Origin of the sequence: Pseudobutyrivibrio sp. LB2011, assembly GCF_000701765.1 — a bacterium.
Classification (GTDB): Bacteria; Bacillota; Clostridia; order Lachnospirales; family Lachnospiraceae; genus Pseudobutyrivibrio; species Pseudobutyrivibrio ruminis.
Map to the genome: position 1 here is coordinate 610,344 of NZ_JNJS01000001.1, position 15,458 is coordinate 625,801.

The 15,458-nt window shown below is 39.4% G+C and carries 14 protein-coding genes; all 14 read right to left on the bottom strand.

Annotation, left to right across the window (positions count from 1 at the left end; all coding sequences use genetic code 11):
* Positions 1 to 68 precede the first annotated feature (68 nt).
* Positions 69 to 1,187 carry a 30S ribosomal protein S1 gene (gene rpsA / locus T375_RS02840; RefSeq protein WP_044934556.1) on the bottom strand — a complete coding sequence of 373 codons (1,119 nt, stop codon included), beginning with the start codon at positions 1,185 to 1,187 and terminating at the stop codon, positions 69 to 71.
* Positions 1,175 to 2,020: a 4-hydroxy-3-methylbut-2-enyl diphosphate reductase gene (gene ispH, locus T375_RS02845; RefSeq protein ID WP_044934558.1), complete on the bottom strand. Its 846-nt coding sequence runs from the start codon at positions 2,018 to 2,020 to the stop codon at positions 1,175 to 1,177. The genes rpsA and ispH overlap by 13 nt, the downstream gene beginning before the upstream one ends.
* 11 nt (positions 2,021 to 2,031) lie before the next feature.
* A complete protein-coding gene (cmk, locus tag T375_RS02850) occupies positions 2,032 to 2,688 on the bottom strand; it encodes a (d)CMP kinase (protein ID WP_044934561.1) in 657 nt (218 codons plus the stop codon).
* Between the two features lie 23 nt (positions 2,689 to 2,711).
* Positions 2,712 to 3,941, bottom strand: coding sequence for a BaiN/RdsA family NAD(P)/FAD-dependent oxidoreductase (locus tag T375_RS02855; protein ID WP_044934563.1), 1,230 nt, complete (start codon positions 3,939 to 3,941; stop codon positions 2,712 to 2,714).
* Entirely contained in the window at positions 3,941 to 4,855 is a 915-nt protein-coding gene (locus tag T375_RS02860; protein WP_044934565.1) for a MurR/RpiR family transcriptional regulator, read from the bottom strand. The genes T375_RS02855 and T375_RS02860 overlap by 1 nt, the downstream gene beginning before the upstream one ends.
* A 92-nt stretch (positions 4,856 to 4,947) precedes the next feature.
* A complete protein-coding gene (locus T375_RS02865; protein WP_044934568.1) occupies positions 4,948 to 6,366 on the bottom strand; it encodes an oxaloacetate decarboxylase subunit alpha in 1,419 nt (472 codons plus the stop codon).
* A gap of 35 nt (positions 6,367 to 6,401) precedes the next feature.
* Positions 6,402 to 7,550, bottom strand: a complete 1,149-nt coding sequence (locus T375_RS02870) for a sodium ion-translocating decarboxylase subunit beta (protein ID WP_044934570.1) — start codon at positions 7,548 to 7,550, stop codon at positions 6,402 to 6,404.
* A 14-nt stretch (positions 7,551 to 7,564) separates the two neighbouring features.
* A complete protein-coding gene (locus T375_RS02875) occupies positions 7,565 to 7,921 on the bottom strand; it encodes a biotin/lipoyl-containing protein (RefSeq protein ID WP_044934573.1) in 357 nt (118 codons plus the stop codon).
* Between the two features lie 18 nt (positions 7,922 to 7,939).
* Complete coding sequence (locus tag T375_RS02880; RefSeq protein WP_044934575.1) at positions 7,940 to 8,665, bottom strand: OadG family protein; 726 nt, start codon at positions 8,663 to 8,665, stop codon at positions 7,940 to 7,942.
* 18 nt (positions 8,666 to 8,683) lie between these two features.
* Positions 8,684 to 10,018: a carboxyl transferase domain-containing protein gene (locus T375_RS02885; RefSeq protein ID WP_044934578.1), complete on the bottom strand. Its 1,335-nt coding sequence runs from the start codon at positions 10,016 to 10,018 to the stop codon at positions 8,684 to 8,686.
* A gap of 201 nt (positions 10,019 to 10,219) precedes the next feature.
* A complete protein-coding gene (gene scpB, locus T375_RS02890; protein ID WP_044934581.1) occupies positions 10,220 to 10,792 on the bottom strand; it encodes an SMC-Scp complex subunit ScpB in 573 nt (190 codons plus the stop codon).
* A 20-nt stretch (positions 10,793 to 10,812) separates the two neighbouring features.
* Positions 10,813 to 11,568 (bottom strand): segregation and condensation protein A, encoded by a 756-nt coding sequence (locus T375_RS02895; RefSeq protein ID WP_044934584.1) that lies wholly within the window; start codon positions 11,566 to 11,568, stop codon positions 10,813 to 10,815.
* A 129-nt stretch (positions 11,569 to 11,697) separates the two neighbouring features.
* The gene (locus T375_RS02900; RefSeq protein WP_044934587.1) at positions 11,698 to 12,903 is read right to left on the bottom strand and encodes an NADP-dependent isocitrate dehydrogenase; all 1,206 of its coding nucleotides are present in this window, start codon (positions 12,901 to 12,903) and stop codon (positions 11,698 to 11,700) included.
* Between the two features lie 71 nt (positions 12,904 to 12,974).
* Positions 12,975 to 15,380, bottom strand: coding sequence for a leucine--tRNA ligase (leuS, locus tag T375_RS02905; protein WP_044934589.1), 2,406 nt, complete (start codon positions 15,378 to 15,380; stop codon positions 12,975 to 12,977).
* Positions 15,381 to 15,458: the final 78 nt, after the last annotated feature.

Consider the following 15,458-nt stretch of genomic DNA (forward strand, 5'->3'; position numbering starts at 1 on the left):
GAATAATTGCATTTGAAATAGAAAAAAGGTCTAGATTTAAAACCTAGACCTTAAAAATAGTCAAAAGATTATTCTTCTGTAGCAGCTACTTCTTCGATATTTACATCTGCAACATCTGCATCATCAGCAGCCTCTGGCTCAAGAAGAGCCTTGATAGAAAGGCTAATCTTCTTCTCAGCATCGTTGAATTCAACAACCTTTGCTTCGATGTCCTGACCAATTGTAAGAACATCTGAAGGCTTTTCAATACGATCCTTAGAAATCTGAGATACATGAAGAAGTGCATCGATTCCAGGAGCAAGCTCTACGAAAGCACCAAAGTCTTTCATACGAACTACTTTACCCTTTACTACAGAACCTACTGCATACTTATCTGCAGCACCATTCCATGGATTCTCGTTATCGAACTTGCAAGAAAGAGCAATTTTGCCATCCTTGATTTCCTTAACGAATACCTTGATTGTATCGCCAACGTTAAGAGTCTTTGTAGGATTCTCAACACGGCCCCAGCTCATCTCTGAGATATGAAGAAGACCATCAGCACCACCTAAATCGATGAATGCACCGAAGTCTTTAACATTCTTAACTGTTCCTTCGAATTCCTGTCCAACAGCAATCTTAGACATAAGCTCTTCCTGAGCCTTTGCTCTATCAGCAACAAGAAGTGTCTTTCTGTTACCAATGATTCTACGACGCTTTGGATCGAACTCTGTGATTACAAAGCTGATTTCCTGACCCTGGTACTTTCCAAGATCCTTTTCATAAACATCTGATACAAATGAAGCTGGAATAAATACTCTAGCCTCATCAACAACAACTGTAAGGCCACCCTTAAGAACCTTATCAACTGTAGCTGTAAGAACCTCTCCGCTTTCAAAAGCTTCTGCAAGTCTTTCGTTGCCCTTTTCCTGAGCAAGTCTCTTGTATGAAAGAAGAACCTGACCCTCACCATCATTTACCTTGATTACGATAGCTGATAAAGGATCACCAACTTTAACTACAGTAGTAAGATCGACGTTTGACTCATTTGTGTACTCTGAACGTGTTATGATACCATCTGACTTGTAACCGATATTTAAAACGATTTCATCTGGCTTTACGCTAATAACAGTACCGTCTACTACCTCTCCATTGTGTATAGTTTTAAATGATTCCTCCAACATTTGTTCAAAACTCATTTCTGACATTTCTTTTGAACCTCCTCAATAATATTGTTTGGGGTGGATGCCCCTGCGGTAATACCTACACTTTCAATGGAACTAAGGTCAGATGGCTGGAAATCATCAGCCGTCTGTATATAGTAAGTATTGTTGCATCGTGTTTTGCATATCTCGTACAACTTTTGTGTATTGGATGAATTTTTACTTCCAATAACAAGCATAGCATCGACCTGTGACGCAATGTCAAAAGCCTCAACCTGCCTTTTATTAGTCGCATCGCATATTGTATTCAAAACAATAATATGATAACCTTTTTGCTTTATAATTTCAACTAATTCTTGAAATTTATTGTGGTTAAAGGTGGTTTGAGAAACAATACAAATAGTATCGTGAGAATTAACTGAAAAGTCTTTAGCGCTTTGCTCTCCTGAAATCACTGTATACTTATCTCCGTTAATCCAACCAACTATGCCTCGAACCTCAGGATGATCCGGATTACCAATGATTACAATGTACTCTCCATTCTTAGAATGTTCATCAACAGCACGATGAATCTTTTTTACAAAAGGACATGTAGCATCAATAACATTGTGACCAGCAGCCTTTAAACCTTCCTCAACGGCTTTTGTAACACCGTGAGAACGAATGATAACAGTTCCTGGCTCATAATTCTTATTGGAATCCTCATCCATAACCTGAACTCCATGGCTCTCGAAGTCTTTTACAACTTCTTCATTATGAATAATGGGACCATAGGTATAAAGCGGAGAAACTCCCTCTTCTATTTGTTTGTTTACAACATCAACAGCTCTTTGCACTCCAAAGCAAAAACCTGCAGATTTAGCTAAGATTACTTCCATATAAAATACCTTTATTTACATAAATCTATAATTGCAGCAACCACTTCATCAATAGTCATGTCTGAACTATCAACTAACACTGCATCATCAGCCTGCTTTAATGGGCTTATTTCTCTGTGAGAATCTCTATAATCTCTTTCTTCGATATCTTTTGCAATCTGGTCAAAATCAGCCTCGACTCCCTTAGCCTTAAGCTCATCAAAACGTCTCTTCGCTCTGCATTCAACAGAAGCTGTAAGGAAAACCTTAACATCAGCATTAGGAAGAACTACAGTACCAATATCTCTTCCGTCCATAATTACATCTGTAGTTTTAGCAAGCTCCTGCTGTAAAGCAACAAGCTTTATTCTAACTGCAGAGTAAACTGATGTTGCGCTGGCCATGTTTCCAACCTCTTCTGTTCTGATAAGACCAGTAACATCCTCACCATTAAGGATTACATGCTGAGCACCATCTTCATATTTAATAGAAACAACTATTTCATCTACCTTTTCAGAAATAGATTTCTCGTCATCTGAAGCGATACCTGCTCTAAGAAAATAAAGTGCCATTGCTCTATACATAGCACCAGTATCTACATATACATATCCTTTCTTTGCTGCAACAGCTTTAGCTATTGTAGATTTACCTGCACCTGCAGGTCCGTCGATTGCAACATTCATTGCCATAATATATATCCTCCGTAAAATAATTAAATACTAAGTCCAGCAAGATAACCTGTAGACCATGCTATCTGAAGATTAAATCCGCCTGTAAAGGCATCCAAATCCAAAACCTCTCCTGCAAAAGAAAGGCCATTTATATTTTTACATTTCATAGTGGATGGGTCAATATCCTTGACGCAAACTCCACCCTGAGTGACAATTGCTTCTTTGAATTCTCTAAGTCCCGTAATAGTAAAAGGGAAATTCTTAAGGAGCTTAATAATATTGTTTCTCTCTTCCTTGGTGATAGAGTTGATTTGTCTATTGTCATCGATATCCAAAAGTTCTATAAAAACAGGAACCATAGATGAAGGAAGAAGACCCCTAAGAACTGAGCTAAGATGCTTATTCATATTGTCATTAAAGTCCCTAAGTATTCTGGCATCTAGCTCCTCTACAGAAAGCGCAGGCTTCAAGTCGATAAAAGCATTAAGCTTACCTTCACTTTGTAAAGTCTTGCCAATTATAGAGCTTGCTGAAAGCACAAGTGGACCAGATACACCAAAATGGGTAAATAGCATTTCACCAAAATTATCATAAAGCTTTTTCTTTCCATTATATATAGAAAGATTTACATTCTTTAGAGAAAGGCCCTGCATAGACATAACATAGTCTTCTTTAACATTAAGTGGAACTAAAGCCGGTCTTGTATCGGTAACACCTAAGCCGATTTTTTTAGCCCAGCGAAGACCATCACCTGTAGAACCGGTAGTCTGATATGAAAGCCCTCCGGTACAAACAATAACATGATCAGCCTTTAACTGAGTTTTATCCTTAAGTGATACTCCAACAGCTGTATCATTTTCAATTAATATATTAGAAACTTCTGTGTTAAGAAGAATATTTACATTGTATTCATCAAGACCGTTTTTTAAGGCTTTTGTAATATCCGAAGCGTGGTCCGAAACAGGAAAGGCTCTATTTCCTCTTTCAACCTTTGTCTCGGTGCCATGCATTTCAATGAAGCCAATCATAGCATCGGAATTGAAGGTATATAATGCACTGTACAAAAACTTAGGATTGCTAACAACATTCTTGAAAAAATCTGTTTCATCACAGGCATTTGTAAAATTACATCTACCCTTTCCTGTAATATAAATCTTTTTTCCTAGCTTTTCGTTTTTCTCTAACAAAGTGACATCATGGCCACACATACTAGCAGCATAAGCTGCCATCATGCCGGCAGCACCGCCACCAACAACAATAACTTTAATCATTAAAAATCTCCTGAATAATTCATTTTAATAGAATCATCCACCAAATCTATCTCATCATTTTCGTAGAATTGATAATCATTCCATATGTTTTCAATCATATCTAGATTGTTGGCAACCGTAGCTTGATTACGATTGCAAAGCTCAACGATTAACGCATTTATTACAGACAAAGGGGCCACTAGCGAATCTACTACATAATGCATTCCGCTTTCTGCAATGAGATTGCAAGAACTGTAAAGATTCATAGGTGAATGAATGGAATCTGTAATAGTAACAACATGAGCTCTTCGATTATTTGCAAACTCCAAAGCCTTCAATGTGCGCATTGAATAGCGTGGGAAGGAAATACCAATGATACAATCCTCCTCGTTGATATGAATCATTTGTTCAAATAGCTCTGAAGTAGAGCTTGTTTGAAGATTAATTACGTTATCAAAAATCATATTTAGATAAAATGCTAAAAATGAAGCCAATGGTGCGCATGTACGCAGACCTACGATGTATATTCTTCTAGCACTATTAATTGCTTCAACTGCATTTTCAAAAGCAGCTTCATCGATAGATTCCATGGTGTTTTTAACCTTTAAGGCATCTGCGGATAATACAGAACGCAAAACTCCATTTTGCTCGATGCCTCCATTTGTAAGCTCAATTCTATCTGTAGTATTAAGCTTTGTTCTAACCATTTCCTCTAATGCTTGCTGGAACTCTGGATAACCCTTATACCCAATAAAAGAAGCAAAACGTACTACGGTAGATTCAGATACGCCAATAATATCTCCAAGCTTTGCTGCAGTAAGGAAAACCGCCTTGTCAAAATTATCAATAATATAATTTGCAAGAAGCTTTTGTCCCTTTGACATTCTGCCGTAATTTTCATTAATTTTTGAAATTAAATCAGTTGTAGTAGCCATAAACACTCCTTTTACTAATCATTGAGATATTTATTATACTATGCAAAAAAAGGCAATGCAAGAAATCTTGCATTGCCTCATCACTATTGAAATTAAACTGGATAAGCTTTATTTTCCTTATCTGCCTTTGCAGGATCAACCTTTGTCTGCTGAGCCTCACGATACTCGAAGAACTCTGTAGCAACCTTTGGGAATAATGCGTATGATAACACATCCTCATCCTGCTGTTTCCATCTAGCACATTCCTCTTCAAACTTCTTAAGTCCTGGCTCAAGTAAGTCTGCTGGACGGCATGTGATAGCTTTATCTTTGTCAGCACCAAGTGCCTTCTCTACAACCTCTGGGTTGAAAGGCTTAACTGTCTGACCATACTTTCCAAGGAGAATATCCTTAGTCTGCTCTGTAACAACCTTGTATCTCTCACCCATAAGAACATTGAATACAGCCTGTGTACCAACAATCTGAGAAGAAGGTGTAACAAGTGGTGGCTCACCAAGATCCTTACGTACACGTGGTACTTCCTCAAGAACCTCACGAAGCTTATCTTCCTTACCCTGCTCTTTAAGCTGGCTGATAAGGTTTGAAAGCATACCGCCTGGAACCTGATAACGAAGTGTGTTGATGTTTACACCAAGTACCTTTGTTGACATAAGACCACTTTCGATGCACTCTTCTCTGTATGGTCTGAAGTAATCAGCAATTTCTGAAAGAAGTTCCTGATCAAATCCTGTATCATAAGGTGTTCCTTCGAATGCAGCAGCCATAACTTCTGTTGCAGGCTGAGATGTACCAAGTGCAAAAGGTGAAATTGCGCAGTCGATGATATCACATCCTGCCTCTACAGCCTTCATATATGTCATACTTGCAACACCTGATGTGTAGTGAGTATGAAGCTCGATAGGAAGGCTTGTAGATTCTTTTAATGCTGAAACAAGCTCTGAAGCCTTAGCTGGAACAAGAAGACCAGCCATATCCTTGATACAGATTGAAGATGCACCCATATCTTCGATACGCTTTGCAATATCCTTCCAGTAATCAAGTGTATAAGCCTCGCCAAGAGTGTATGAAAGGGCAACCTGTGCATGTCCTTTCTCTTTGTTTGTAGCATTAACTGCTGTCTGAAGGTTTCTGATATCGTTAAGGCAGTCAAAAATACGAATGATATCGATACCATTTGCAATTGACTTCTGAACGAAGTATTCAACAACATCATCTGGATACTGGCTGTATCCTAAGATGTTCTGACCTCTGAAAAGCATCTGAAGCTTTGTATTCTTAAATCCATCACGAAGCTGTCTAAGTCTATCCCATGGATCTTCCTTAAGGAAACGAAGACATGCATCAAATGTAGCACCACCCCAGCACTCTACTGCGTTATATCCAACCTGGTCCATTTTATCAATGATAGGAAGCATAATTGAGGTAGGCATACGTGTTGCTATAAGAGACTGATGCGCATCACGGAGCACTGTCTCTGTAATTTTAACTGGCTTTGGACTAATATCTGCCATTTGTAATTCCCTCCTGAATAATTAATATATAAGAACTAAACACCGAATATAGCCATAAATACACCGGCTGCTACGGCTGTTCCGATAACGCCTGCTACGTTAGGTCCCATAGCGTGCATAAGTAAGAAGTTTGTAGGATCTTCCTCTGCACCGACCTTCTGTGAAACACGGGCTGCCATTGGTACAGCAGAAACACCTGCCGATCCAATAAGTGGATTGATTTTTCCACCTGTAATATGGCAAAGAAGCTTTCCGAATAATACACCAGCAGCTGTACCGAATACGAAAGCAACAAGACCAAGAACAACGATCTTGAGTGTAGCTGGATTCAAGAATGCTTCAGCTGATGTAGACGCTCCTACTGATGTACCAAGTAAAATAACTACGATGTACATAAGTGCATTTGATGCTGTCTCTGTTAGCTGATTTACAACACCAGACTCCTTGAATAAGTTACCAAGCATAAGCATACCAACAAGAGGAGCTGTTGTAGGTAAAATCAAACATACAATAATTGTAACAACGATTGGGAAGAGAATCTTTTCAAGCTTTGATACAGGTCTAAGCTGTGCCATTTTGATTGAGCGCTCTTCTTTTGTTGTAAGTGCCTTCATAATTGGTGGCTGAATGATTGGAACAAGTGACATATATGAGTATGCTGCTACAGCAATTGGTCCCATAAGTGCTGATTGTCCAAGTTTACCAGCCAAGAAAATAGATGTAGGTCCATCTGCTCCACCGATGATTGATACAGCAGCTGCTGCCTGATCTGAGAATCCTAAAAGGATTGCAAGAAGGTAAGCTGTGAAAATACCAATCTGTGCTGCAGCGCCAAGCCAAAAGCTTATTGGATTAGCGATAAGTGGACCGAAATCAGTCATTGCTCCAACGCCCATGAAAATAAGCGAAGGAAGAATTGAATACTCATCAAGAGTATAGAAATAATAAAGCAAGCCGCCTACACCATTAGATGTTTCCTCTGGTGATGCAATAATGTCAGGGTAAATATTAACCAATAACATACCAAATGCGATTGGTAATAAAAGAAGTGGTTCATATCCCTTTTTAATTGCAAGATAAAGGAAAACACAGGCAACCGCTATCATGACAAAGTTTCCCCAAGTCAAATTCGCAAATGCAGTTTGACCGGCGAGATTTAACAATGTCTCTCCAACGTAACTCATGTGTAATCCTCCTATTAGTTCATAGTTGCAAGTAATGCGCCAGCCTCAACCTGCTGTCCTTCGTTACAATTGATTGATGCAACAGTACCATCCTGTGGTGCAACAACAGGTGTTTCCATCTTCATAACCTCAAGAACTACAACTGGATCACCCTTCTTAACTGCTGTACCAGCTGCAGCTGCAATCTTAACAACCTTACCAGCTGCTCCAGCTTCGATTTTAACACCGCCTGCAGCGCCTGTAGCTACTGGAGCTGGTGCTGCTGCCTTAGGTGCAGCTGAAGGAGTAACTGGAGAAACACCAGAACCTCCCTTATCTTCTACAGTAACATCATATACTGTTCCATTAACAGTGATTGTATAATTTTTCATGGAAAAATCCTCCTAATTCTAATGTCTTTTCTTGATAGAACGAACTACAAACGAATCTGTAGAAGCTCCTGTACTAGCAGCGATTGCTGCGGCAATTACAGCAACAAGCTGTAAATCATCTATTTCATTTTTAACTGGTGCAGGTGTATTGCTAACAACTGGAGCAGCAACAGCACCCTCTTTCTTTTCTTTAGATCTCTTTTCAAGCTTAGGAATAATCTCAAAAAGCTTGATTACGCCTGACATTACAACAAGCATACAGAACACAATAAGGATACCCATTACTGTATTCAAAGCAGCCTTCTGCATTGTCTCACCTAAAGTGTATACTGGCTCGATATTCATTGCAGTTGGAGTAGATGCATCTAATGTACTGTAAACAAAAGTCATCTTTAAATCTCTTTTTGAGTAATCTCCAATAAGTGTTGCAGTGATTGTCTTACCAGATTTCTCGACATTAAATTCGCCGATTCCAACATATTCATTGGACTCATCGTAACAGTCCTTGTAATCCTCAAGAAGTGTTACAAGTGTTGCACCATCTTCATATGACGAAATATATGAAATATTGTAGTCAATTGCTGCTTCATCAAGTGTTGAAAGCTGTGTAAGCATGCTAGACAATTCTGATTGATAGTCAGCTTCTGTACGACCACCTAAAGTATCATCCTTTTGGCCGCCACACGCCATCAAACCAAGAGCAAGCGCTAAGGTGCATAAGCAAATCTTTAATTTATTCTTCATATGTTCACCTTCCTGCTCTTAAAAGAACATTTCAAATCCTGCAATAATATATTTTCTAGCATCTGCCATTGAAACGATTCTATCGATATGTCCGTGAGCAGCTGCTGTAAGGGCACTATCCTGAAGCTCAGCGTAATCTTTTTCGATTGCTGCAGCATCTGTACCATTATCTGCAAGAATCTTTGCAGCCTTAGAAGCTTCCATTGCTCCAACAGATGTGCTATCAAAAGCATAAACTAAATCTGCACCAAGTGACTTAGAATTCATAAGTACATAAGGTGTGCCGTAGCCCTGCTTTGTAATAAGATTAATCTTTGGAACGCTAGCATCTACAAAGCGCTGTGTCATTTGTGAAAGAGCTCTTGGAAGTCTCTTTTCCTGACATGTGCAAGACTTGAAAGCTGCAACATTAGTAATTGAAAGAACTGGAATTTCATACATATCACAAAGATCTACGAAATCAGCAGCCTTCTCACAGCCAGCAGCTGAAAGAACAGCTTCGCCATCAACCTCTCTATTACCAACAACGCCGATAGTAACACCATCAAGCTTAATAAGGCCTGTTACCATTTCTTTAGCAAAACCAGCCTTAAGTTCAACAAACTGTCTGTTATCAGCAAGCTCTGTAGCAACTGCAGCTGCATCTGTGAGCTTACCCTCAAGGCCTTCTGCTGCTCTATTAAGATCATCACTTGCTTCTACGATGTCGTTTGGAATCATAGAAATAACCTGTCTCATAGATGAAACAACCTCTGCAAGTGAACCATGCATATCTACTGTACCAGCTTCTTCAAACTGGAATGTAGCTGAAGAAGTATCGCATTTATCAGAACTGTTTCCAGAAATTGTATCTGGTGAGTTAATGAAAAGCTTTGCTCCATCAACCATAAATGTGAAATCTGCAAGTGCAGGTAATACTGAAAGACCTCCACCACAGTTGCCAGCTACACAAATAAGCTGTGGAATAACCCCTTTAACATCAGCGGCTCTTTCAATAACAGAACCAAGTGCTTCAAGTGCATCGAACGACTCCTGAAGACGAACTCCACCACAATCAATAAAGCCGATTACTGGTGCACCAACCTTAAGTGCCATGTCATATACAGAAAGAATCTTTTTAGCGTGCATTTCGCCAATTGTGCCACCCAAAACATCGGCATTCTGGCTAAATACGAATACTAAAGTTCCATCCACAAGACCATGTCCAATAATTACTCCGTCTGATGGTTCCTTTTTCGCATCAAGGTTAAAATCAGTGTTGCGACTTGTTACTAATGACTGAAGCTCAACAAAGCTGTTGTCATCAAGTAACGCGTTAATTCTAGCCTGAGCCTGACTTAAATCATTACCCATCTTATACCTCCATTTATATAAAATATTTCAAAATTTCTCGCAAGTTTAATGATAACCATTTTTAGCCCCCATTTCAATGCGAATGTGTTAAAAAATTGTCATAAATTTATGTTAAAAAGATTGGTCATTATTTTCCTTGAAAAATAGGCACAAAAATAGCCAATCCAAGGGATGGATTGACTATATAAAACACATGTAAAATTAAATGGTAACTTCTACATTGCTAGCCTCATTTTCAGCCTCGATTTTGAACTCTTCAATTTGAGTTTGAGAAAGCTCAGGAAGCTCCTCGATTGAACTAACGCCAAATGAACGAAGGAACTCCTCTGTAGTACCAAAAAGCATAGGTCTACCAGGTGCATCGAGACGGCCAAGCTCTGTGCAAAGACCAAACTCAACAAGCTTTGAAACAGCAAAATCGCAGGAAACACCACGGATCTTTTCGATTTCCGATTTAGTGATTGGCTGCTTGTAAGCAATAATAGAAAGTGTCTCCAGCAAAACATCAGTAAGAACATATTTCTTAGGTTGCTTTGCTATACGAATAAGGTATTCGTAAATATCAGGGCTAGTGCACATCTGATAAGCCCCATCGATTTCTGTAATTGTAATACCTCTATTCTGTTCTTTATAGCTATTTTTTAAAGATTCAATAGCTTCAACTACCTGCTTTTCTTCTATTTCAAGAGCCTTTGCTATCTTAGATGGCTCAACAGTGCCACCCATTGCAAAAAGTATACCCTCAACTATATTTTCGATTTCTTTTAATTCCATAATACCCCTTCAAAAGCTGTCTAAGCAGCAATCTTTGATTCTATAAGAATATCTGTAAATGTATCTTCCTGAGTAATATTAATCTGACCAGCCTTCATCATTTCAAGAATGCAAAGGAATGTAACGATAACCTCTGTCTTTGAATGAGCTGCCTCAAGAAGATTTCTAAAACTAAATGTATTGTGAGCCTTTGCAAATGCAATGGTCCATTCCATTTTCTGCTCAAGGCTAACTTCTTCTTTTTTGATTTTACCGAATGTAGAACGAATTGGATCTCGGCGATTATCCTGTCTCTTAAGAACTTGATTAAAAATCTCGTTTAGCTTGTTAAGAGTTAAGTCACTCATGAGCTCCTCTAAATCAACTGGCTGCTCATATTTGAGAACTTCCTCAGGAATAGTAGGCTCCTTGTAGAATACAAGGCTAGCATCCATCTGTCTATCTCTAAGCTGGTAAGAAATTGTTTTGTACATTTTGTATTCCAACAACTGCTGTACCAACTCTGCACGAGGATCCTCAGCTTCCTCTCCATCATCTTCTTTTTCTTCACGAGGGAGAAGCATACGGCTTTTGATATCCAAAAGTGTGGTGGCCATAAGTAAGAACTCACTCATAACATCCAAATCGCTTTGGTCCATAGCACGGACATATTCCATATATTGATCAGTAATCTCAACAATAGGAATATCGTAAATATCAACTTTGTTTTTATCTATCAGGTGAAGAAGCAAATCCAGCGGCCCCTCAAATGCCTGAAGCTTAACATTCATTTCCAAGTTTTTCTCTCCCTATAATCTACGAACATAAAATGGTCTCGTACGCCTAGACCACGTATGAGACCATTATAAAAGACTATATTGTGTATGTCAACACGATATACCACTATATGTAGTTGTCAGACAATTTTAAAGTGACTCTAAAGTCTTGCGGATTTCAATGATGAAATCCCTTGAATTAAGGACTGTTGGGTTCTCGATAGATGTGATAAGTGCCAAGTCTTTGGTCATCTTACCATCTTCGATTGTCTTAATACAAGCCTGCTCAAGCTTGTCAGCAAACTCAGAAAGCTCTGGAATATTGTCTAATTCACCGCGCTTTCTAAGTGCTCCTGTCCAGGCAAAGATTGTAGCTACAGAGTTTGTAGATGTCTCTTCACCTTTTAAGTGCTTGTAATAATGACGCTGAACTGTACCATGAGCTGCTTCGTATTCATAATAGCCTGCTGGGCTAACTAGTACTGATGTCATCATAGCAAGTGAACCAAATGCAGATGAAATCATATCTGACATAACATCACCATCATAGTTCTTGCATGCCCATATAAATCCGCCCTCAGATTTCATTACACGAGCAACTGCATCATCGATAAGTGTATAGAAATATTCGATTCCTACCTTATCAAATGCGTCCTTATATTCTTTATCAAAGATTTCCTGGAACACATCCTTGAATCTATGATCATATTTTTTTGAAATAGTGTCTTTAGTAGCAAACCAAAGATCCTGCTTTGTATCTAAAGCGTACTTGAAGCAACTATGAGCAAAGCTTTCGATAGAATTGTCAAGATTGTGCTGCCCCTGAACAACGCCAGGACCATTAAATGTATGAACAAGAGAACGCTCTTCTGTTCCGTCTTCAGCTGTGTATACAAGCTCAACTTTTCCAGCTCCTGGAATTCTCATTTCAGTATTCTTGTATACATCACCGTAAGCATGACGAGCAATTGTAATAGGCTTTTTCCAAGATTTAACATTTGGGTCGATGCCTTTAACAACGATAGGTGCACGGAAAACTGTGCCATCAAGGATTGCACGAATTGTACCATTTGGACTCTTCCACATTTCCTTAAGGTTGTATTCAGTCATGCGTGCAGCATTAGGAGTAATGGTGGCGCACTTTACAGCAACACCATATTTCTTTGTAGCTTCAGCTGACTCCACTGTAACTTTGTCATCTGTCTCATTTCTGTGCTCTAAACCTAAATCATAATACTCAGTCTTTAAATCAATGAATGGAAGAAGTAGCTCGTCCTTAATCATTTGCCAAAGGATACGAGTCATCTCGTCTCCGTCCATCTCAACCAAAGGTGTCGTCATCTGAATTTTGCTCATACATTATCTCCTTAACCCAGTCCGCCAGTAGCTATCAAGCTACTGGCTCAATTAACAATCAAATTACAGTATTACTTTACCACGAGGTTTACGATTTTGTTTGGAACGTAAATCTCTTTAACAAGGTTCTTGCCATCGAGAGCTTTTGCTACATTTTCGTCAGCCTTAGCGATTGAAAGAGCTTCATCCTTATCGCATCCGTTAGGGATTGTGATTGTAGCTTTAAGCTTTCCGTTAACCTGAACAGCAATCTCAATTGAAGATTCTACAATCTTCTTAGGATCAAATTCTGGCCACTGTGCAAGTGAGCAGTATCCCTCACCGCCAAGTTCTGCATACATCTCTTCACAAAGATGTGGTGCAAATGGGCTGAGAATCTTTACAAGAAGCATAAGGTTATCCTTTGTGATATGACCTTCTGCTACGATATCGTTAAGGAGTCCCATCATTGCAGCGATAGCTGTGTTGAACTTCATAGCTTCGATATCTTCTGTAACCTTCTTTATTGTCTTATGAATTCCTGTTTCAATCTTTTCGCTATTTGCTTCATCTGTAATGATATCTGTAAGACCAGCAAATCTCTCAAGGAATCTCTTACATCCACGAACTGAAGCATCTGACCAAGGAGCAGCTGCGCCATAGTCACCCATGAATAATACGTATGTACGAAGTGTATCAGCACCGTATGCATCTACGATATCAAGTGGATCGATAACATTGCCACGAGACTTAGACATCTTCTGTCCGTCCTCGCCAAGGATCATACCCTGAGCACTTCTCTTCTTATATGGCTCTGGAGTATTAACAACACCAAGGTCATATAGGAAGTGATGCCAGAAACGTGAGTAAATCAAGTGACGAGTAACGTGCTCCATACCACCGTTGTACCAATCTACTGGCATCCAGTAGTTGAGCTTTTCTCTAGCAGCAAATTCGTTGTCATTATGTGGGTCGATGTAACGAAGGAAATACCAAGAAGAACCTGCCCACTGAGGCATAGTATCTGTCTCGCGCTTTGCATCGCCGCCACACTTAGGACACTTGCAATTTACAAAGCTTTCTACTCTAGCAAGTGGAGACTCTCCATCTGTACCAGGCTCAAACTTCTCCATTACAGGAAGCTTAAGTGGAAGCTCCTCATAAGGAACTGCAACATCGCCACATGTAGGACAATGTACGATTGGAATAGGCTCGCCCCAGTAACGCTGTCTATTAAATGCCCAATCCTTCATCTTGAACTGAACACCAGCCTTACCACAACCAAGCTTTTCAAGCTCCTGAATCATTCTATCGATTGAGTCCTTTTTGTTGTTAAGACCATTAAGGAACTCAGAATTAATCATGTTTCCTTCGCCTGTGTAAGCTTCTTTTGTAACATCTCCACCCTCAATAACAGGGATAATATCGATACCAAACTTAGTAGCGAAGTCCCAGTCACGCTGATCATGAGCAGGAACGGCCATAATTGCACCAGTACCGTAGCCCATCATAACGTAATCTGAAATGAATACAGGAATCTTCTTACCTGTGATTGGGTTGATTGCATCAAAGCCCTCAACACGTACACCAGTCTTGTCCTTTGAAACAAGCTGTGTACGCTCAAACTCAGACTTCTTCTGGCACTCTGCTCTGTAAGCAAGGATAGCGTCCATGTTAGAAATCTTGTCTGCATATTTATCAATATATGGATGCTCAGGAGCAATAACCATAAATGTAACACCGCAAAGTGTATCTGGTCGTGTTGTGTAAATCTCAAGCTTGTCTTCGATTCCTTCAAGTGTGAAGTTTACGAAAGCACCCTTTGATTTACCAATCCAGTTAACCTGCTGCTGCTTGATATTCTCTGGGAAATCAAGACCATCAAGTCCCTGAAGAAGCTTATCAGCGTACTCTGTGATACGAAGATACCAAACGTCCTTTTCCTTCTGGATAACGTCTGTATCGCAGATATCACATTTACCACCCTGTGAATCCTCGTTTGAAAGTACTACCTTACAATGTGGGCAGTAGTTAACAAGAGTCTTATCTCTGAAAACAAGGCCCTTCTCGAACATCTTAAGGAAAATCCACTGAGTCCACTTGTAGTAGTCCTCCTGTGTAGTGTCGATTGTACGACTATAATCAAAAGAGAATCCTACACTCTTAAGCTGAGTAGTAAATTTCTTGATATTGTCATCTGTAATCTTTCTTGGATGAGTGTTTGTCTTTACAGCGTAATTCTCTGTAGGAAGACCAAATGCATCAAAACCGATAGGGAATAATACATTGTATCCCTGCATTCTTCGCTTTCTAGATACTACCTCAACTGAAGAATAAGCCTTGATATGTCCAACGTGCATACCAGCACCAGATGGATATGGGAACTCTACAAGACCATAGAATTTTGGCTTATCAGAACCATCAACAGCTTTGAAAATCTCGTCCTTTTCCCAAGCTGCTTGCCATTTTTTCTCAATAGCTTTAAAGTTATGTTTCATTTTCTCACCTCGTAATCTATACAACTAACCGAAATTATAATAAAAGCTGTAGAGTTTTGCAATGAAAACATCTACAGC

Excerpts from the sequence above, each read along its gene's own strand:
- rpsA (WP_044934556.1), bottom strand. The coding sequence starts at position 1,187 with ATGTCAGAAATGAGTTTTGAACAAATGTTGGAGGAATCATTTAAAACT.
- ispH (WP_044934558.1), bottom strand. The coding sequence starts at position 2,020 with ATGGAAGTAATCTTAGCTAAATCTGCAGGTTTTTGCTTTGGAGTGCAA.
- cmk (WP_044934561.1), bottom strand. The coding sequence starts at position 2,688 with ATGGCAATGAATGTTGCAATCGACGGACCTGCAGGTGCAGGTAAATCT.
- T375_RS02855 (WP_044934563.1), bottom strand. The coding sequence starts at position 3,941 with ATGATTAAAGTTATTGTTGTTGGTGGCGGTGCTGCCGGCATGATGGCA.
- T375_RS02860 (WP_044934565.1), bottom strand. The coding sequence starts at position 4,855 with ATGGCTACTACAACTGATTTAATTTCAAAAATTAATGAAAATTACGGC.
- T375_RS02865 (WP_044934568.1), bottom strand. The coding sequence starts at position 6,366 with ATGGCAGATATTAGTCCAAAGCCAGTTAAAATTACAGAGACAGTGCTC.
- T375_RS02870 (WP_044934570.1), bottom strand. The coding sequence starts at position 7,550 with ATGAGTTACGTTGGAGAGACATTGTTAAATCTCGCCGGTCAAACTGCA.
- T375_RS02875 (WP_044934573.1), bottom strand. The coding sequence starts at position 7,921 with ATGAAAAATTATACAATCACTGTTAATGGAACAGTATATGATGTTACT.
- T375_RS02880 (WP_044934575.1), bottom strand. The coding sequence starts at position 8,665 with ATGAAGAATAAATTAAAGATTTGCTTATGCACCTTAGCGCTTGCTCTT.
- T375_RS02885 (WP_044934578.1), bottom strand. The coding sequence starts at position 10,018 with ATGGGTAATGATTTAAGTCAGGCTCAGGCTAGAATTAACGCGTTACTT.
- scpB (WP_044934581.1), bottom strand. The coding sequence starts at position 10,792 with ATGGAATTAAAAGAAATCGAAAATATAGTTGAGGGTATACTTTTTGCA.
- T375_RS02900 (WP_044934587.1), bottom strand. The coding sequence starts at position 12,903 with ATGAGCAAAATTCAGATGACGACACCTTTGGTTGAGATGGACGGAGAC.
- leuS (WP_044934589.1), bottom strand. The coding sequence starts at position 15,380 with ATGAAACATAACTTTAAAGCTATTGAGAAAAAATGGCAAGCAGCTTGG.